The organism is Vibrio parahaemolyticus (assembly GCF_900460535.1).
GTDB lineage: Bacteria > Pseudomonadota > Gammaproteobacteria > Enterobacterales > Vibrionaceae > Vibrio > Vibrio parahaemolyticus.
Genome location: NZ_UHIL01000001.1, coordinates 116837 through 137555 on the forward strand (window position 1 = coordinate 116837; position 20719 = coordinate 137555).

Here is a 20719-nt window from a genome sequence, read left to right on the forward strand (position 1 = left end):
ATCGTGAATAATCATCGTTTAAGGAGGTGATCCAGCGCCAGGTTCCCCTAGCGCTACCTTGTTACGACTTCACCCCAGTCATGAACCACAAAGTGGTAAGCGTCCCCCCGAAGGTTAAACTACCTACTTCTTTTGCAGCCCACTCCCATGGTGTGACGGGCGGTGTGTACAAGGCCCGGGAACGTATTCACCGTGGCATTCTGATCCACGATTACTAGCGATTCCGACTTCATGGAGTCGAGTTGCAGACTCCAATCCGGACTACGACGCACTTTTTGGGATTCGCTCACTTTCGCAAGTTGGCTGCCCTCTGTATGCGCCATTGTAGCACGTGTGTAGCCCTACTCGTAAGGGCCATGATGACTTGACGTCGTCCCCACCTTCCTCCGGTTTATCACCGGCAGTCTCCCTGGAGTTCCCGACATTACTCGCTGGCAAACAAGGATAAGGGTTGCGCTCGTTGCGGGACTTAACCCAACATTTCACAACACGAGCTGACGACAGCCATGCAGCACCTGTCTCAGAGTTCCCGAAGGCACCAATCCATCTCTGGAAAGTTCTCTGGATGTCAAGAGTAGGTAAGGTTCTTCGCGTTGCATCGAATTAAACCACATGCTCCACCGCTTGTGCGGGCCCCCGTCAATTCATTTGAGTTTTAATCTTGCGACCGTACTCCCCAGGCGGTCTACTTAACGCGTTAGCTCCGAAAGCCACGGCTCAAGGCCACAACCTCCAAGTAGACATCGTTTACGGCGTGGACTACCAGGGTATCTAATCCTGTTTGCTCCCCACGCTTTCGCATCTGAGTGTCAGTATCTGTCCAGGGGGCCGCCTTCGCCACCGGTATTCCTTCAGATCTCTACGCATTTCACCGCTACACCTGAAATTCTACCCCCCTCTACAGTACTCTAGTCTGCCAGTTTCAAATGCAATTCCGAGGTTGAGCCCCGGGCTTTCACATCTGACTTAACAAACCACCTGCATGCGCTTTACGCCCAGTAATTCCGATTAACGCTCGCACCCTCCGTATTACCGCGGCTGCTGGCACGGAGTTAGCCGGTGCTTCTTCTGTCGCTAACGTCAAATGATAGTGCTATTAACACTACCACCTTCCTCACGACTGAAAGTGCTTTACAACCCGAAGGCCTTCTTCACACACGCGGCATGGCTGCATCAGGCTTGCGCCCATTGTGCAATATTCCCCACTGCTGCCTCCCGTAGGAGTCTGGACCGTGTCTCAGTTCCAGTGTGGCTGATCATCCTCTCAGACCAGCTAGGGATCGTCGCCTTGGTGAGCCCTTACCTCACCAACTAGCTAATCCCACCTAGGCATATCCTGACGCGAGAGGCCCGAAGGTCCCCCTCTTTGGCCCGTAGGCATCATGCGGTATTAGCCATCGTTTCCAATGGTTATCCCCCACATCAGGGCAATTTCCTAGGCATTACTCACCCGTCCGCCGCTCGACGCCGTTATCGTTCCCCGAAGGTTCAGATAACTCGTTTCCGCTCGACTTGCATGTGTTAGGCCTGCCGCCAGCGTTCAATCTGAGCCATGATCAAACTCTTCAATTTAAGATTTTGTTCGGCTCAATGAATACTGAACATTACATAAAGTAATGTTTGAATTGACTGTGCTGAATCCGAAGATTCAATGGTCACTTCGTTTCATTGAAACCTAATTTGATACCGAAGTATCGAATTGGATTATCATCAACGAGTGCCCACACAGATTGATAGGTCTATATTGTTAAAGAGCTTGGCTTTCAGTGCCTTAGCACTCAAGCGAGGTGCGTATAATACGCTTTCCACTTTGAAAGTCAACATAAAATTCTAAAAAAGATTAGAACCTTATGGTGACTTGCTTAAATCTTAAGCAAGTGCAAATTAAAGCCTGGCGATGTCCTACTCTCACATGGGGAAACCCCACACTACCATCGGCGCTATTTCGTTTCACTTCTGAGTTCGGAATGGAGTCAGGTGGGTCCAAAACGCTATGGTCGCCAAGCAAATTCTTTAATTCGGAAAGCTGTTTTTGTGTTCTCTACACATTCAATTCTGTTCTTGCTTCGAGTCCATCAAAACCCCTTGGGTGTTGTATGGTTAAGCCTCACGGGCAATTAGTATCAGTTAGCTCAATGCCTCACAGCACTTACACACCTGACCTATCAACGTCGTAGTCTCCGACAACCCTTTAGGATACTTAAAGTATCAGGGAAGACTCATCTCAGGGCTCGCTTCCCGCTTAGATGCTTTCAGCGGTTATCGATTCCGAACTTAGCTACCGGGCAATGCGTCTGGCGACACAACCCGAACACCAGAGGTTCGTCCACTCCGGTCCTCTCGTACTAGGAGCAGCCCCCTTCAATCTTCCAACGCCCACGGCAGATAGGGACCGAACTGTCTCACGACGTTCTAAACCCAGCTCGCGTACCACTTTAAATGGCGAACAGCCATACCCTTGGGACCGACTTCAGCCCCAGGATGTGATGAGCCGACATCGAGGTGCCAAACACCGCCGTCGATATGAACTCTTGGGCGGTATCAGCCTGTTATCCCCGGAGTACCTTTTATCCGTTGAGCGATGGCCCTTCCATTCAGAACCACCGGATCACTATGACCTGCTTTCGCACCTGCTCGAATTGTCATTCTCGCAGTCAAGCGGGCTTATGCCATTGCACTAACCTCACGATGTCCAACCGTGATTAGCCCACCTTCGTGCTCCTCCGTTACTCTTTGGGAGGAGACCGCCCCAGTCAAACTACCCACCAGGCACTGTCCGCAACCCCGATTAGGGGTCGACGTTAGAACATCAACACTACAAGGGTGGTATTTCAAGGACGGCTCCACACATACTGGCGTACGTGCTTCAAAGCCTCCCACCTATCCTACACATGTAGGGTCAATGTTCAGTGCCAAGCTGTAGTAAAGGTTCACGGGGTCTTTCCGTCTAGCCGCGGGTACACTGCATCTTCACAGCGATTTCAATTTCACTGAGTCTCGGGTGGAGACAGCGTGGCCATCATTACGCCATTCGTGCAGGTCGGAACTTACCCGACAAGGAATTTCGCTACCTTAGGACCGTTATAGTTACGGCCGCCGTTTACCGGGGCTTCGATCAAGAGCTTCGACCGAAGTCTAACCCCATCAATTAACCTTCCGGCACCGGGCAGGCGTCACACCGTATACGTCATCTTACGATTTTGCACAGTGCTGTGTTTTTAATAAACAGTTGCAGCCACCTGGTATCTGCGACTCTCAATAGCTCCATCCGCAAGGGACTTCACCGTCGAGAGCGTACCTTCTCCCGAAGTTACGGTACCATTTTGCCTAGTTCCTTCACCCGAGTTCTCTCAAGCGCCTTGGTATTCTCTACCCGACCACCTGTGTCGGTTTGGGGTACGATTCCTTACAATCTGAAGCTTAGAGGCTTTTCCTGGAAGCATGGCATCAATGACTTCACATCCGTAGATGCTCGACGTCGTGTCTCAGCCTTAAAGAGAGCCGGATTTACCTAACTCTCAAGCCTACGCACTTGAACCTGGACAACCGTCGCCAGGCCCACCTAGCCTTCTCCGTCCCCCCATCGCAATTGTAAGAAGTACGGGAATATTAACCCGTTTCCCATCGACTACGCCTTTCGGCCTCGCCTTAGGGGTCGACTTACCCTGCCCCGATTAACGTTGGACAGGAACCCTTGGTCTTCCGGCGAGGAGGTTTTTCACCCCCTTTATCGTTACTCATGTCAGCATTCGCACTTCTGATACGTCCAGCATGCGTTACCACACACCTTCAACCGCTTACAGAACGCTCCCCTACCCAATATACAAAAGTATATTGCCGCAGCTTCGGTTTACTACTTAGCCCCGTTACATCTTCCGCGCAGGCCGACTCGACCAGTGAGCTATTACGCTTTCTTTAAATGATGGCTGCTTCTAAGCCAACATCCTGGCTGTCTGAGCCTTCCCACATCGTTTCCCACTTAGTAGTAATTTGGGACCTTAGCTGGCGGTCTGGGTTGTTTCCCTCTCCACGACGGACGTTAGCACCCGCCGTGTGTCTCCCGGATAGTACTTACTGGTATTCGGAGTTTGCAAAGGGTTGGTAAGTCGGGATGACCCCCTAGCCTTAACAGTGCTCTACCCCCAGTAGTATTCGTCCGAGGCGCTACCTAAATAGCTTTCGGGGAGAACCAGCTATCTCCAGGTTTGATTGGCCTTTCACCCCTAGCCACAAGTCATCCGCTAATTTTTCAACATTAGTCGGTTCGGTCCTCCAGTTGATGTTACTCAACCTTCAACCTGCCCATGGCTAGATCACCTGGTTTCGGGTCTATATCCAGAGACTGAACGCCCAGTTAAGACTCGGTTTCCCTACGGCTCCCCTAGATGGTTAACCTTGCCACTGAATATAAGTCGCTGACCCATTATACAAAAGGTACGCAGTCACAGGACAAAGCCTGCTCCTACTGCTTGTACGTACACGGTTTCAGGTTCTATTTCACTCCCCTCACAGGGGTTCTTTTCGCCTTTCCCTCACGGTACTGGTTCACTATCGGTCAGTCAGTAGTATTTAGCCTTGGAGGATGGTCCCCCCATATTCAGACAGGATATCACGTGTCCCGCCCTACTCGATTTCACTGAACACACGTCGTCAACTACGGGACTATCACCCTGTATCGTCGGACTTTCCAGACCGTTCGTCTAACGCGTGTAAAGCTTAAGGGCTAGTCCAATTTCGCTCGCCGCTACTTTCGGAATCTCGGTTGATTTCTTTTCCTCGGGGTACTTAGATGTTTCAGTTCCCCCGGTTCGCCTCGTTATGCTATGTATTCACATAACGATACTTACTTATGTAAGTGGGTTTCCCCATTCAGAAATCCCAGACTCAAATGGTTGTTACTACCTAATCTGGGCTTATCGCAAGTTACTACGTCTTTCATCGCCTCTGACTGCCAAGGCATCCACCGTGTACGCTTAGTCACTTAACCATACAACCCGAAGGAGTTTCGAGCTGATGAACAAGTCACCAAAGTTGTCTGCAATTTTTATACATGATGCAGACTCGATTTTGCCGGACTCAAATTCCAAGAACACTTGAATGTGTTATTTTGGTGTTTGTCTTAAAGACAAACATTGAGAACTTTACAAACAACAATAAATTGTTGTTTTGTCAGCTTTCCAAATTGTTAAAGAGCTAATCACTTCTAATGAAGTAACCATTTTTAAAAGCACTCATCGAATGCGCTTAAAGATGGTGGAGCTATGCGGGATCGAACCGCAGACCTCCTGCGTGCAAGGCAGGCGCTCTCCCAGCTGAGCTATAGCCCCATCAAGGTGTCGATACTGTATGCCAACTCCCTAAAAGGAATTGGTGGGTCTGAGTGGACTCGAACCACCGACCTCTCGCTTATCAGGCGAACGCTCTAACCACCTGAGCTACAGACCCAGTATCGTCTCTTTTACATAAACCGTATCAATCTGTGTGGACACTCATCGTGAGTAATCATCGTTTAAGGAGGTGATCCAGCGCCAGGTTCCCCTAGCGCTACCTTGTTACGACTTCACCCCAGTCATGAACCACAAAGTGGTAAGCGTCCCCCCGAAGGTTAAACTACCTACTTCTTTTGCAGCCCACTCCCATGGTGTGACGGGCGGTGTGTACAAGGCCCGGGAACGTATTCACCGTGGCATTCTGATCCACGATTACTAGCGATTCCGACTTCATGGAGTCGAGTTGCAGACTCCAATCCGGACTACGACGCACTTTTTGGGATTCGCTCACTTTCGCAAGTTGGCTGCCCTCTGTATGCGCCATTGTAGCACGTGTGTAGCCCTACTCGTAAGGGCCATGATGACTTGACGTCGTCCCCACCTTCCTCCGGTTTATCACCGGCAGTCTCCCTGGAGTTCCCGACATTACTCGCTGGCAAACAAGGATAAGGGTTGCGCTCGTTGCGGGACTTAACCCAACATTTCACAACACGAGCTGACGACAGCCATGCAGCACCTGTCTCAGAGTTCCCGAAGGCACCAATCCATCTCTGGAAAGTTCTCTGGATGTCAAGAGTAGGTAAGGTTCTTCGCGTTGCATCGAATTAAACCACATGCTCCACCGCTTGTGCGGGCCCCCGTCAATTCATTTGAGTTTTAATCTTGCGACCGTACTCCCCAGGCGGTCTACTTAACGCGTTAGCTCCGAAAGCCACGGCTCAAGGCCACAACCTCCAAGTAGACATCGTTTACGGCGTGGACTACCAGGGTATCTAATCCTGTTTGCTCCCCACGCTTTCGCATCTGAGTGTCAGTATCTGTCCAGGGGGCCGCCTTCGCCACCGGTATTCCTTCAGATCTCTACGCATTTCACCGCTACACCTGAAATTCTACCCCCCTCTACAGTACTCTAGTCTGCCAGTTTCAAATGCAATTCCGAGGTTGAGCCCCGGGCTTTCACATCTGACTTAACAAACCACCTGCATGCGCTTTACGCCCAGTAATTCCGATTAACGCTCGCACCCTCCGTATTACCGCGGCTGCTGGCACGGAGTTAGCCGGTGCTTCTTCTGTCGCTAACGTCAAACGAATACGCTATTAACGTACCCGCCTTCCTCACGACTGAAAGTGCTTTACAACCCGAAGGCCTTCTTCACACACGCGGCATGGCTGCATCAGGCTTGCGCCCATTGTGCAATATTCCCCACTGCTGCCTCCCGTAGGAGTCTGGACCGTGTCTCAGTTCCAGTGTGGCTGATCATCCTCTCAGACCAGCTAGGGATCGTCGCCTTGGTGAGCCCTTACCTCACCAACTAGCTAATCCCACCTAGGCATATCCTGACGCGAGAGGCCCGAAGGTCCCCCTCTTTGGCCCGTAGGCATCATGCGGTATTAGCCATCGTTTCCAATGGTTATCCCCCACATCAGGGCAATTTCCTAGGCATTACTCACCCGTCCGCCGCTCGACGCCGTTATCGTTCCCCGAAGGTTCAGATAACTCGTTTCCGCTCGACTTGCATGTGTTAGGCCTGCCGCCAGCGTTCAATCTGAGCCATGATCAAACTCTTCAATTTAAGATTTTGTTCGGCTCAATGAATACTGAACATTACATAAAGTAATGTTTGAATTGACTGTGCTGAATCCGAAGATTCAATGGTCACTTCGTTTCATTGAAACCTAATTTGATACCGAAGTATCGAATTGGATTATCATCAACGAGTGCCCACACAGATTGATAGGTCTATATTGTTAAAGAACTTGCTCTGCGAGAAACTTTTCTCTCAAAGCGGAGGTGCATTCTAGCGAGATAATTGAAAGAGTCAAACACTTTTTTCAATTTATTTTCTCAGAAGCTTTTCACCTCTCCGACCCTGCTGAAGCCTTATCGCGTCTGCCGTGTCGGTGGATGCGCATTATAGGGAGTTGAGTTCCGAGCGCAACCCTTTTTTGAAAAAAAACGGATAAAACTAGCTGTTCGATGACTATTTCATCAAAAAAGCCAAAAAGAGGGTAAAAAACCCTCTTTTTCTGCCTGAAACGCGGAATTTAAATGAATGCGTACGCGTCTGCAAACATGCGTTCACTCTTCGCTTTTTTATTCTGAGTGAATTGCTCACGAGCTGCGCCCGCCATTTCAAAACGACCTGCAATATAGATATCGTAGTTTTCTAGGCTTTCGAAATCATCACTCACGGCTTGTAGTACATTACCGACTTTCCCTTGCCAATCTGCAGGAGCTTCCTCAACAACCGGAACAAAGTGAACATTTGCGTATTGCTGTGCAAGTTCGATCAGTTCGTCTTTCGCATACAACTGGCAATTATCACGAGCACCCCAATATAAATAGATAGGGTTGGTTTTATTCTGCGCTACGCAATGATCTAGAATCGAACGTACGTAACTAAAACCTGTACCACCAGCGATCAATAACAGCGGGCGTTCACTGTCTTCTTGTACCCACGCATCACCGTGCGGCGCATCGATTTCAATATCATTACCTGTTTCTAACGCAGCTTTCATCGCTTCGACAACTTCGATGGCGTAAGCGTTGTGTTCAGCAGCTCCGATATGAAGCTCTAATTCGCCTTCATGTCGGCAAGGGCTGCTTGCAATCGAGAATGGGCGTTTGTCCTTTTCTCCCATCACAACCATCAGGTATTGGCCAGCTTTAAACGCAACTGGAGACTCAGGGTGCAGTAGAATTTGGTAAGTATTACAAGCTAACGGCTGAATAGACTTTACTTTACATTGGATGGTCATGGTGTTCCTCTCGCTTACTCATCAAAAGTAAGCACTAAATTACTTTCTGTATAGGCTTGGCAAGGGAATATCCAACCTTGCTGCTGCTCTTTATTGGTTAGCATGGGTTCGAGGTGATATGTCACCTCGCCCGATAGCTTTTTACACATGCACATGGCACAAGCGCCAACTTGGCAACGATGTGGGAAGCGAATATTGTTGTTGAGCGCGGCTTCCAACACCGTTTCCCCTTCTTTAACCCCAAATGTTACGTCTATAGGCAGAAGGTGGACTTGATGACTCATAGAATACCTAACTGGTCCCAAATCTCATCGACTTTAGCCACAAGTTTAGGATCTTTTTTAATTGGCGTACCCCACTCACGCGTGACTTCAGATTCGAACTTGTTAGTCGCATCCAGTCCGAGTTTGGATGAACTTTCTGCCTTACCTGATACTTGAGTGGTATCTCTATCCGGATCCATACGAGTGGTCACCGCCCAAATGATGTCATTCCAATCTCGCGCATTGACGTCCTCATCACACAAGATAACGAACTTGTTGTCGGTGTACTGCGCGAAGAAGTCCCACAGGTCTTCCATTAATGCTTGAGATTGACCCGCTTGGTCTTTCTTCATCGTAACGACGGCAAAACGATTATTGGTTGTTGGCGGTAGATAGATATCAATAATCTCTGGACGCTGTTGTTTCAGTGATTCCAAATCGGCTTCTGTTATTACTTTACTGTCTTGCTTACTGATTTGGGGACGTGTTGCAAGTTCCGCATCCCATTTGATGGTCGCATCTAGTCCCATTTTGGAACCTAATCCCACCACTGGCGACGCAAAGTCGAGAGAATCGATTGGCGTGTTGTCTATCATCAAGGTATCGCGCACTGGATCCATATGTTCGGACATCGCTTTGACGACGTCATTCCAGTCGCGCGCATTTACCGACTCATCACACACAATCACAAACTTGGTGTACATGAACTGACGCAAGAAGGACCACACTCCCATCATCACGCGCTTCGCATGACCTGGGTATTGCTTCTTCATGGTTACAACGGCCATGCGATACGAACAACCTTCTGGCGGTAGGTAGAAGTCTTCAATCTCAGGGAATTGCTTTTGCAGAATTGGCACGAATACTTCATTCAGTGCCACGCCTAATACCGCTGGCTCATCTGGCGGACGACCAGTATAGGTACTGTGATAAATTGGGTCTTTACGCATGGTGATGTGCGTAATGGTAAAGACGTGATGCTTTTCTTTTTCGTTATAGTAGCCAGTGTGATCGCCGTAAGGGCCTTCATCGGCAAACTCGTTCGGGTCGATGTACCCTTCCATGACGATTTCAGCACTTGCTGGGACTTCCAAATCGTTACTGATGGATTTGACCACTTCGGTTTTACTGCCACGCAGCAAACCAGCAAAGGCATATTCTGATAACGTATCCGGCACTGGCGTCACCGCACCAAGGATAGTGGCAGGGTCGGCACCAAACGCCACGGAAACTGGGAACGGCTTACCCGGGTTGGTTTCCATCCAATCACGCAAATCTAACGCGCCACCACGGTGAGCTAGCCAACGCATGATGATTTTGTTTTTGGCGATTTTTTGTTGGCGGTAGATACCGAGGTTCTGGCGTTTTTTATTCGGCCCTTTGGTGACCGTCAAACCCCACGTTAATAATGGTGCTACGTCTTCCGCCCAACAACTCATCACCGGAATTTTATCCAAATCGACTTCGTCACCTTGCCACACAATGTCTTGGCATGGCGCTTTACGCAGTCGCTTGGCTGGCATATTTAACACTTGTTTGAATACTGGCAGTTTTTCCAATGCGTCTTTGAAGCCTTTTGGTGGCTCAGGTTCTTTTAAATAAGCCAGCAGTTTGCCGACTTCGCGTAACTCTTTTACGTCTTCGCGTCCCATACCTATCGCGACACGCTCTGGCGTACCAAACAGGTTGGTCAGAACAGGAACGTTGTAGCCGATTGGATTTTCAAACAACAGCGCAGGGCCACCAGCACGTAAGGTGCGGTCGCTGATCTCTGTCATTTCGTAAGCGGGATCGACAGGGTGAGTAATGCGTTTAAGTCGACCTTTCTGTTCTAGATGGTCGATAAATTCGCGTAAATCCTTAAAACTCATAGGCCTTCATGCTGGCTGATTAAACTGTCCGCAGTATAACAAATAGGAGGACGCTAAGATCCTCCTATTTTGTATGGGTATGTGAGCAGGGTTACTTTAATACTTGCTCGATCTGACGAGCCTTTACTTGGCGGTTACTTGAAATTAATTCTTCAAGCCATGTTTGGTGGCCTTGTTGAGCCAGTTGACGAGCGACCAGTGTCGCTTCTTCAGATAATGCCATTTTCGCAATAAGAAACTGTTTCACTTCCGGCGATAATGGATTGGATTTGGTGAGTAAGCGAATCGCGTGAGGTTTGAGGCTTGGGTTGATCGTGGCATTCATCAACTGCTGCAAAGAGAAAGCATCTCCTGTATCAGCTAAGCGCTTGAGTTCCTGTTGGCTATTGTAATCGGCGCGCATTCGCCATAGTAAATCGTACATAGCTTTGTCTTGGCTGACTTGCGCCATACGAACGACCACTGCTGTGGACGGTAGCCAACTGGTGACATTCGCTTGAGTTAACTGCGTCGTTAAGGCCTTTAACGCACTTGGCGATAAGCTATCTAGCTCACGAATGAGCAAGGATTCTCTTGTCTGAATTTGTTGAGACGTCCCCGTTAACCATTGCTGCAGGTTTAACTCTTTTCGTTCAGCTTGCAGCACAAAATCTAACGTGCTTTGGTCTTGCTTCCAACGCTTAATTAAACGACTCGCAATCGCTGGGTAATTGAATGCGGGTACACTGAATTCATAGCCATCGCCTCGCTCCAACATTTGATACGTTGGTGTCAAACGAACTTGCGATTCCACGAACAGTGCCATGCGCGGGGTAAGTATGATGTTTTGCTGTTCTAATTTTTCCAACAGGCGAAAACGCACCACCTCTTGCTGAGGAAAAGCGAGCCGATCGAGGGAAAATTTAAGCGAATCAACCTCATCTCTGACCACGTACTCAAGGAGTTCAGAAACTTTGGTTTGAATTTGAGTATCCTGAAGCCACTGCTCTACCACAGACTCCTGCATTTCCTTCGCAGAAACGGCCACGGGTAGAGTGAGCAGTGACAAGCTCAGGAGTAATGACGACAACATTCCTTGTTGCATGTTAACCTCCCGATAACATTTGTTCTCATTCTGCTGCTTCTATTGATAGAAAGCAATAAAAAAGCCACCATTTTTGTGGTGGCTTTTTCAAAATAAGAACTCAGTTATTACTGACGACGCATAGCATCGAAGAACTCATCATTCGTCTTCGTCATTGCTAGCTTATCGATTAGGAATTCCATTGCGTCGATTTCGCCCATTGGGTGAACGATCTTACGCAGAATCCACATCTTCTGTAGTTCGTCAGTCTTCGTCAGTAGCTCTTCACGACGTGTACCAGAGCGGTTGAAGTCAATCGCAGGGAATACACGCTTCTCAGCAATCTTACGGTTCAAGTGCAGTTCCATGTTACCTGTACCCTTGAACTCTTCGTAGATAACTTCATCCATCTTAGAACCAGTATCTACTAGTGCCGTTGCGATGATAGTTAGGCTGCCGCCTTCTTCTACGTTACGTGCCGCACCGAAGAAACGCTTAGGACGGTGCAATGCGTTTGCATCCACACCACCTGTTAGTACTTTACCTGATGAAGGCACTACGGTGTTGTAAGCACGAGCTAGACGAGTGATAGAGTCAAGCAGGATAACCACGTCTTTCTTGTGTTCAACAAGACGTTTTGCTTTCTCGATTACCATTTCTGCCACTTGTACGTGACGAGATGCTGGCTCATCGAACGTTGACGCTACTACTTCACCTTTAACTAGACGCTGCATCTCTGTTACTTCTTCTGGACGTTCGTCGATAAGAAGTACCATCAACTCACACTCTGGATGGTTGTATGCGATGCTTTGAGCGATATTTTGCAGAAGCATTGTCTTACCCGCTTTTGGCGGAGCAACAATCAGACCACGTTGACCCTTACCGATAGGCGATGCCAAGTCTAAAACACGTGCTGTGATGTCTTCTGTAGAACCGTTACCACGCTCCATTACCATGCGTTCATTCGCATGCAGAGGGGTAAGGTTTTCAAATAGGATCTTGTTACGAGCGTTGTCTGGTTTGTCGTCGTTAACTGTATTGACTTTTAGAAGGGCAAAGTAGCGTTCACCGTCTTTGGGTGGGCGAATTTTACCAGCAATTGAGTCACCAGTACGTAGGTTAAAACGACGAATCTGACTTGGTGATACGTAGATGTCGTCCGGACCAGCAAGGTACGAACTGTCTGCACTGCGTAGGAAACCAAAGCCGTCTTGCAGAATTTCCAGAACCCCATCGCCAAAGATGTCTTCGCCGCCTTTAGCGTGCGCTTTTAAAATCGCGAAGATGATGTATTGTTTTCTTAAGCGAGCTAGGTTCTCTAGTCCTAAGCTTTCGCCCAGTTTTACAAGGTCAGACACAGGTCTGTTCTTCAGTTCGGTAAGGTTCATGGTGGTGGATTCTTGTTTAGTCAAAATAAGATCTGTTTTCTAGTTAAGATGGATTTGGTCTCAGGATCGACCAAGAAGAGAAATTTGTTCAATTAACGCGCGATAAGTTAGCACTAATTAATATTCTAGTCCAGAGTTAGAAAAACAAAACCGCGCATTGTTACATTGCACGGTTTTATCTGTAATCACTTGGTGATTATAAGTTTGCGTCCAAGAACTCTTTAAGCTGAGTCTTAGACAAAGCACCAACTTTCGTTGCCGCTACGTTGCCGTCTTTGAATAACAGTAGCGTTGGAATACCGCGAATACCAAACTTAGGCGGCGTGCCTGCGTTATGGTCGATGTTTAGTTTACCGATAGTGAGTTTGCCTTCGTACTCTTCAGCGATTTCGTCCAGGATAGGAGCGATCATTTTACAAGGACCACACCATTCTGCCCAAAAATCTACGAGAACTGGGCCTGCAGCATTGATTACATCGTTTTCAAAACCGTCATCAGTTAGCTGCAAAATCTTATCACTCATCTTCCACTCCAATGTGTTTTTCGAAACTGGTTGGATGATAACCAGTAATTAGATGCCCTATTGGAATGTATTTACTTTCGTATTGCAAGCTTTAGCTGATATTCTATAGCCATGAAAAAGACGCATATCACAGAGCAAAAGTTCGCCGATTTGGGTTTACAGCCCCAAGTTACTGAAGGATTGGAAAAAAAAGGGTTCGAATATTGTACCCCTATCCAAGCCTTGGCGTTGCCGGTACTGCTCACCGGCCAAGACATCGCAGGCCAGGCCCAAACGGGCACTGGTAAAACGCTTGCGTTTTTAACTGCAACCTTCAACCACCTACTTACGACACCTGAGCACGAAGGCCGTCAACCAACGCAACCGCGCGCAATTATTATGGCGCCAACGCGTGAGCTAGCGATTCAGATCTTCAACGATGCTGAGCCGCTGATTGCAAGCACAGGTCTAAAAGCCGCATTAGCTTACGGTGGCGAAAGCTACGATAAGCAACTTGCGAAGCTACAAGATGGCGTAGACATTCTTATCGGCACGACTGGCCGTATCATCGATTTCTACAAACAGCGCGTTTTCAATCTAAACAACATTCAAGCAGTTGTGTTAGATGAAGCCGACCGCATGTTCGATCTTGGCTTTATTAAAGACATTCGTTTCTTGTTCCGTCGTATGCCTGAGCCAAAAGAGCGTTTGAACATGTTGTTCTCTGCGACTTTGTCTTACCGCGTGCAAGAGTTGGCTTTCGAGCATATGCACAATCCTGAGCATGTTGTGGTTGAGCCAGCACAAAAAACCGGTCACCGTATCCAAGAAGAGCTGTTCTACCCATCTAATGAAGACAAGATGGCTCTGCTTCAAACTCTGATTGAAGAAGAATGGCCAGATCGCGCAATCGTGTTTGCGAACACCAAACATAAATGTGAATCAGTTTGGGGCCACTTGGCGGCAGATGGTCACCGCGTTGGCCTACTAACAGGTGATGTTCCACAGAAGAAACGTGAAAAGATTCTTGAGCAATTCACTAAAGGCGATGTCGACATTCTTGTTGCGACTGACGTTGCAGCCCGTGGTCTACACATTCCTCAAGTAACGCACGTATTCAACTATGACCTGCCTGACGATTGTGAAGATTACGTACACCGCATTGGTCGTACGGGTCGTGCGGGCGCGAGCGGTCACTCAATCAGCTTTGCGTGTGAAGAATACGCAATCAACTTGCCTGCGATTGAAGAATACATCGAACACACCATTCCTGTGTCGGAATACGATGCATCAGCTCTGATTCAAGATCTGCCTGCGCCAATCCGCATGCGTGCGCCGCGCGTTCAGCAACGCCGCACCAACACCGGTGGTACTCGCTCTGGTAACCGTAAGCCTCAAGGACGTCGTCCTCGTCAGCCACGTCAATCAGCGCCGAAACAATCATAAAAGGAAACTGAAGTCGTTTATGAGTCAAGCAGGATCATCACCGCTATACGCAGCCATCGACCTCGGGTCGAACAGTTTTCACATGCTCGTTGTGCGTCACATCGATGGCAGCGTTCAAACAATGGCTAAAATTAAGCGCAAAGTTCGTCTAGCGGCGGGCTTAGATGAACATAATTCTCTTAGTATGGAAGCTATGCAGCGAGGATGGGACTGCTTAAGTCTATTTGCGGAACGCTTGCAGGATATTCCTACACAAAACATTCGCATTGTCGGCACAGCGACTTTACGTACTGCCACCAATGTGGATGTATTTCTAGAGAAAGCGAACCAGATTCTGGGGCAGCCAATCGAAGTCATCTCTGGTGAAGAAGAAGCCGCCACTATCTATAAAGGTGTTGCCCACACATCAGGTGGTAGTGGTCGTCGCCTTGTGGTTGATATTGGTGGCGCGAGCACTGAGCTGATTATTGGCGAAGGTTTTGAAGCGAAAGCCCTCACCAGCCTAAAAATGGGCTGCGTGACATGGTTGGAGAACTTCTTTAAAGATCGCCAGCTGAATGCCCGTAACTTCGAAGCTGCGATTGAAGGCGCAAAGCAAACCATCAAGCCAATCTTAGAACAGTACACCGATCTTGGTTGGGATGTGTGCGTAGGTGCATCTGGTACCGTTCAGGCGCTACAAGAAATCATGCTGGCGCAGGGTATGGACGAAGTAATTACTCACTCCAAACTTAAGCGTTTACAAAAGCAAGCCATGCTAGCCGATCATTTGGAAGAGCTCGACATCGAAGGTTTAACGCTTGAGCGTGCCTTGGTCTTCCCTAGCGGCCTGTCTATTCTTATCGCGATTTTCGAGTTACTTGAAATCGATGCGATGACACTCGCGGGCGGCGCACTGCGTGAAGGCTTGGTTTATGAAATGGTCGACGAGCTGCGTCAAAATGACATTCGTGCTCGCACCATTTGTAGCGTGCAAAGCCGTTATCAGCTTGATTGCCAATATGGTGAACAAGTGGCAACGCTGGCAGGTAAGCTTTTAGAGCAAGCCGGTGGCGATGAATGGATTGCTGAGCCTCAAGGTAAAGTTCTGCTCGAAACCACAGCAAAATTGCACGAAATTGGCCTAACCATCGACTTTAAAAAAGGTGGTGAACATAGTGCTTACTTACTGCAAAACCTCGATTTGCCAGGCTATACACGTGCGCAGAAGTTCTTTATTGGTGAAATTGCACGCCGTTACCGCGAGCAGCTAAGCTCACTACCAGAGCAACATGCTATATCTGGAACAAGTGCCAAACGCGTGCTGCGCTTGCTGCGTCTTGCGGTTCTACTGACCCACCGCCGCAACCCAAGCTTAGAACCACAAGTCGAGCTATTGGCTGAAGGTGATAAACTGACGTTGAGCATTGATGCGAAATGGCTAGAAGCTAACCCGCTTACGGCTGCTGAGTTAGAAATAGAATCGAACCGTCAAACAGACATTGGTTGGCCATTAACGATTACCGCTTGCTAATGATTGTTATCGAGTAAAAAGGCTCCTCATGGAGCCTTTTTGTTATTTGGCATTCCAATGCACAGTGCTTGGAGCTTTAGAACACCCATGATCTTATTGCTCCTTGTGCTGTACAACGAGACTTGTACCCGTCCTTCAAATACAAACAAATACAAAAAAGCCGCTGGATTCAGCGGCTTTTTGTTATTCACATTCAATCAGCGATATTACGCCGCCGTACTCACTTTGAAGTCTGGGTTTACTGCGGTTAGCTTCTTAATCAGATAATTCAGTAATACACCGTACATTGGGACAAACAAGCCAAGGCTGATCACCAACTTGAAGCCGTAATCCACCAGCGCGATTTCCGTCCAATGCTCAGCCATAAATGGATCTGGACTTTGGTAGAATGCAATCGCAAAGAACGCGATGGTATCTAGCGCATTACCAAAGAGTGTCGAACACGTTGGTGCTACCCACCACTGCTTCATTTGGCGTAGGCGGTTAAACACATGCACATCCATGATCTGACCAAGTAAGTAAGCCATGAAACTCGCAATCGCAATACGTGCGACAAACAGGTTAAATTCCCCGAGATGGCTAAAACCTTGGAACTGACCTTCAAAGAACACAACCGACAGGAAATAAGACACCGCTAACGCAGGCAACATCACTAAGAAGATGATCTTACGCGCTAAATGAGCACCAAAAATACGAACGGTTAAGTCTGTCGCTAGGAAGATAAATGGGAAGGTGAATGCGCCCCAAGTGGTGTGCAGACCGAAGATAGTAAACGGTAGCTGAACCAGATAATTGCTGGATGCAATAATGACTAGATGGAATAAAACCAGATAGATAAGGGCGTTGCGCTGCTGCGCAGGGGTAAAGTTACTCATGCGATACCTTTTTAGTTTGGTTTGGGGGCGAGGGAACCCAAATCGAGCATTTTCATTAACGAAAACGACTCTTACCAACAATGTAAAATGAAAATTCAAATCGGCTTCACTCATTCCAAGCGAAGCGGTGGGCGATTATACATTAACCAATTGCGCTCGCAAGCGGTGCTTTTTACGCAAACGTTCATCCGATAATTTCACCTTTACACCAAAGAATTGGGCGAAAAACGAAAAAGGGTGTTTCATGTGAAACACCCTATAAGGAAATGATTTAAAGAGTTGATAAGTCGAGTTTAGAAGCCGCGTTGAAATAATCCAGCAAGATAATCGAGCTCTTCCCTGCTCTCTTCAATGTTCAGCGCTTCAAACCAAATCGCTTCACTGTAATGCTCCGCTTTCATAAATAAGCGGCAACCTTCAAAATCGATCAGCCAAGAGTGGATATCCGCATCCCACTGTTTTTCGATTACCGTCGCAGAGAGTAAACCCACCAAACGCTCACCTAACGCCGGAAAGGTGTCTAAATCAAATCTTGGTGCTGCAATCAGCAAACGACCTTCTTCGGCAATATATTCTGTTAGGCCAAATTCCTTCTGCATTTCGGTTCCTTATCCGTGGTGAGTGATGTGTTCTTGAATCAGATCCAAGAATGGATCGGCATATTTTTCTAATTTACGTTGACCTACCCCGCTCACCGCCAGCATTTCGCCATACGACGTTGGCAGAATCTCCGCCATATCAATCAAGGTCGCATCACTAAATACAACGTATGGTGGTAAGCCATCTTCATCAGCAATCGACTTACGCAGCTTGCGTAATTTCGCAAACAGCTTCTTATCGTAGTTTTTGCTGGTCAGTTTGTCCGACTTCGCAGCGCGTGCTGCGGTATCCAAACGAGGAACCGCTAGCTCGAGCGACACATCCCCGCGCAATAATGGTCGAGCTTCCTCGGTCAGTTGCAACGTCGAGTTTCGAGTAATGTTTTGAAACAGCAGACCTTTGTGGATTAACTGGCGGAAGATACTCACCCAGTAATCATGGCTGTGATCGCGGCCAATGCCGTATGTAGAGATTTTATCGTGGCCATGTTCACGCACGCGGATATTTTGCATACCACGCAGCACCTCAACCACATACGTCATACCAAAGCTTTGGTTAACACGGTAAACACACGACAACGCTTTTCGCGCTTCTTCTGTCGCATCAAAATGTTTGGGTGGATCGAGGCAGATATCGCAGTTACCACAAGGCTTCTCGCGGTATTCACCAAAGTAGTTGAGCAGAACCTGACGACGACAGGTTTGCGCTTCTGCAAAGGCACTCATCGCATTAAGTTTATGGCTTTCTACTTGCTTTTGCGGTCCATCGTCTTTTTCATCCAGCATGCGGCGTAGCCAACTGATGTCTGCAGGGTCGTACAACATCATCGCTTCAGCAGGCAAACCATCTCGCCCTGCTCGTCCCGTTTCTTGGTAGTAGGATTCAATATTGCGCGGAATATCAAAGTGCACTACAAAACGGACGTTCGGCTTGTTGATGCCCATACCAAAGGCAACCGTCGCGACCACGATTTGAATGTCATCACGCTGAAACGCCTCTTGAACGTAAGCACGCTCATCAGCGTCCATCCCTGCATGATAGCCCGCCGCACGGATGTGGTTGTTGCACAGCTTCTCCGTCACCATTTCGACTTTCTTACGGCTGCCACAATAAATAATGCCGCAATTGCCCTTTTGGGTGTCGAGATAACGAATGATCTGAGAAACCGGCTTGTGCTTCTCGACAAGGTTGTAGCGGATATTCGGACGGTCAAAACTGCCTAAGTGAACATGAGGCTCATGCAAACGTAAGCGTTCAAGAATGTCGCGACGTGTAGCGTCATCCGCAGTGGCGGTGAGCGCCATAAATGGCACATGCGAAAAATGCTGCTTTAACTGACCCAGCGCGGCGTATTCGGGACGGAAATCGTGTCCCCACTGCGAGATACAGTGCGCTTCATCCACCGCAATCATCGCCAAGGGCAGATTTTCGAGGCGCTCGATGAAGTCACGCATTAACACGCGTTCTGGTGAGACGTAAACCAATTTGAGTTGACCGCTGTGCATGCGGTTATACACACTCAGCAGCTCTTCACGGCTCATGGTGGAGTTCACACACTCTGCCGCAACGCCGTTGGCTTTGAGCTGATCGACCTGGTCTTTCATCAAAGAAATCAGCGGCGAAATCACCAAGGTGATGCCACTACGAACCAACGCAGGTATCTGATAGCAAAGAGATTTGCCACCACCTGTCGGCATGATCACCAGACTGTCTTTGCCCTCGACCGCCGATTCGATGACCTCTTGCTGGCCATCACGAAACGTTTGATAACCGAAAACTTCCTCCAACACACGTTGAGGCGTTACCGGTGAGTCTGATTGTTCGGCTAACAAAGTTGAGGTCATGAAAAATCTCAGATTGGGCGATGTAGAAATGCTTTTGCATGCCACCAGCACACAAAGTGAGGGCACATTGTAATGGGGTTTCATGGCGAATAAAACCGCAAATTGTTAGGTGTTTCACACCACGGCTCGTATACTGATTTTCTGCTCTATAAACACACAATTAGGTGACACTTCATGACACCAGAAGAACAACAGCGCGCGCGGCAAGGTGTCCTGCTTGCGGTTGGCGCGTACACGATGTGGGGCATTGCGCCCATGTACTTTAAATCGATAGCACAAGTGTCTCCACTCGAGATCCTAAGCCACCGAGTGATTTGGTCTTTCTTTTTGCTTGCCGCACTTCTTCATTTTGGCCGTCACTGGCGCTCGGTTTATCACATCGCCACAGATAAAAAGAAAATCGCGTATTTGCTTTCCAGTTCGGTATTGATTGGTGGCAACTGGCTGATCTTCATTTGGGCGGTTAACTCCAATCACATGCTGGATGCCAGCTTAGGCTATTACATCAACCCGCTTATCAACGTGTTGCTAGGTATGGTGTTCTTGGGCGAACGACTACGTAAGCTGCAATGGTTTGCTGTGGTATTGGCAGGATGTGGCGTTTTGGTGCAGTTGATCGTCTTTGGTTCGGTGCCAATTGTAGCGATGGCGTTAGCGATGAGCTTTGGTTTTTACGGTTTGCTACGTAAGAAAGTCGCGGTGGATGCTCAAACTGGTTTGTTTGTCGAAACGCTAATCTTATTACCCGCTGCCGCCGTTTATCTTCTGTTTATTGCCAGCTCACCAACGGCAAACATGATTGAAAATCCATGGCAGCTCAATACGTTGTTGATTGCAGCCGGTGTGGTGACGACCTTGCCATTGCTATGCTTCACTGGTGCCGCGACTCGCCTCAAATTATCAACGCTCGGCTTTTTCCAGTACATCGGCCCTAGCCTGATGTTCTTGCTTGCAGTGTTAATTTACGGCGAGACCTTCACGATGGATAAAGCGATTACGTTCGCCTTTATTTGGGGAGCCCTTGTGGTATTTAGCTTCGATGGGCTGCGCAACAATCGCCGTTCACGCCGAGCCATTCAGTCACAGTGATCGTTTTTTACAAGAC

General features: G+C 48.3%; 12 protein-coding genes, 2 tRNA genes and 4 rRNA genes. 3 read left to right on the plus strand and 15 right to left on the minus strand.

All coding sequences use genetic code 11. The annotated features are described in order from the left end of the window. Positions 1-19: 19 nt before the first annotated feature. The 12 genes from DYB02_RS00635 to trxA form a co-directional block, all read right to left on the minus strand. Positions 20-1572 (minus strand): 16S ribosomal RNA (locus DYB02_RS00635). Positions 1573-1889: 317 nt separating this feature from the next. After that, positions 1890-2005 (minus strand): 5S ribosomal RNA (gene rrf / locus DYB02_RS00640). Positions 2006-2096: 91 nt separating this feature from the next. Further along, positions 2097-4987, minus strand: a 23S ribosomal RNA gene (locus tag DYB02_RS00645). A 264-nt stretch (positions 4988-5251) separates the two neighbouring features. Next, positions 5252-5327, minus strand: a tRNA-Ala gene (locus DYB02_RS00650). Positions 5328-5368: 41 nt separating this feature from the next. After that, a tRNA-Ile gene (locus tag DYB02_RS00655) sits at positions 5369-5445 on the minus strand. Positions 5446-5510: 65 nt separating this feature from the next. After that, positions 5511-7063, minus strand: a 16S ribosomal RNA gene (locus tag DYB02_RS00660). The 16S, 23S and 5S rRNA genes sit together here with 2 tRNA genes alongside, the layout of an rRNA operon. A 472-nt stretch (positions 7064-7535) precedes the next feature. After that, positions 7536-8249: an NAD(P)H-flavin reductase gene (fre, locus tag DYB02_RS00670; protein WP_025507680.1), complete on the minus strand. Its 714-nt coding sequence runs from the start codon at positions 8247-8249 to the stop codon at positions 7536-7538. Positions 8250-8263: 14 nt separating this feature from the next. After that, positions 8264-8533 carry a 2Fe-2S iron-sulfur cluster-binding protein gene (locus DYB02_RS00675; RefSeq protein ID WP_029805753.1) on the minus strand — a complete coding sequence of 90 codons (270 nt, stop codon included), beginning with the start codon at positions 8531-8533 and terminating at the stop codon, positions 8264-8266. Next, the gene (gene ubiD / locus DYB02_RS00680) at positions 8530-10383 is read right to left on the minus strand and encodes a 4-hydroxy-3-polyprenylbenzoate decarboxylase (protein WP_029805752.1); all 1854 of its coding nucleotides are present in this window, start codon (positions 10381-10383) and stop codon (positions 8530-8532) included. Before ubiD ends, DYB02_RS00675 begins: the two co-directional genes overlap by 4 nt. A gap of 91 nt (positions 10384-10474) precedes the next feature. Then, entirely contained in the window at positions 10475-11467 is a 993-nt protein-coding gene (locus DYB02_RS00685) for a hypothetical protein (protein ID WP_005480957.1), read from the minus strand. A 107-nt stretch (positions 11468-11574) separates the two neighbouring features. Then, entirely contained in the window at positions 11575-12834 is a 1260-nt protein-coding gene (gene rho / locus DYB02_RS00695) for a transcription termination factor Rho (RefSeq protein ID WP_029862293.1), read from the minus strand. A gap of 196 nt (positions 12835-13030) precedes the next feature. Next, complete coding sequence (gene trxA / locus DYB02_RS00700; protein WP_005458583.1) at positions 13031-13357, minus strand: thioredoxin TrxA; 327 nt, start codon at positions 13355-13357, stop codon at positions 13031-13033. A gap of 111 nt (positions 13358-13468) precedes the next feature. On the opposite strand from trxA, the gene rhlB reads away from it, so the two are divergent. Continuing rightward, positions 13469-14782 (plus strand): ATP-dependent RNA helicase RhlB, encoded by a 1314-nt coding sequence (gene rhlB / locus DYB02_RS00705; RefSeq protein ID WP_005458582.1) that lies wholly within the window; start codon positions 13469-13471, stop codon positions 14780-14782. Positions 14783-14801: 19 nt separating this feature from the next. Next, positions 14802-16295 carry a guanosine-5'-triphosphate,3'-diphosphate diphosphatase gene (gene gppA, locus DYB02_RS00710; protein ID WP_005480964.1) on the plus strand — a complete coding sequence of 498 codons (1494 nt, stop codon included), beginning with the start codon at positions 14802-14804 and terminating at the stop codon, positions 16293-16295. Between the two features lie 206 nt (positions 16296-16501). On the opposite strand, the gene DYB02_RS00715 is transcribed toward gppA, so the two are convergent. The 3 genes from DYB02_RS00715 to recQ all read right to left on the minus strand — a co-directional run bounded on the left by DYB02_RS00715 (position 16502) and on the right by recQ (position 19614). After that, on the minus strand, positions 16502-17170 hold the full coding sequence (locus tag DYB02_RS00715; RefSeq protein WP_023585902.1) for a 7-cyano-7-deazaguanine/7-aminomethyl-7-deazaguanine transporter: 669 nt from the start codon (positions 17168-17170) through the stop codon (positions 16502-16504). Positions 17171-17463: 293 nt separating this feature from the next. After that, positions 17464-17769 carry a DUF3630 family protein gene (locus DYB02_RS00725; RefSeq protein ID WP_005458579.1) on the minus strand — a complete coding sequence of 102 codons (306 nt, stop codon included), beginning with the start codon at positions 17767-17769 and terminating at the stop codon, positions 17464-17466. Between the two features lie 9 nt (positions 17770-17778). Then, complete coding sequence (recQ, locus tag DYB02_RS00730; protein WP_005497387.1) at positions 17779-19614, minus strand: ATP-dependent DNA helicase RecQ; 1836 nt, start codon at positions 19612-19614, stop codon at positions 17779-17781. A 174-nt stretch (positions 19615-19788) separates the two neighbouring features. Here recQ and rarD point away from each other — a divergent pair, with 174 nt between their 5' ends. Then, complete coding sequence (gene rarD, locus DYB02_RS00735; RefSeq protein ID WP_005497386.1) at positions 19789-20703, plus strand: EamA family transporter RarD; 915 nt, start codon at positions 19789-19791, stop codon at positions 20701-20703. Positions 20704-20719: the final 16 nt, after the last annotated feature.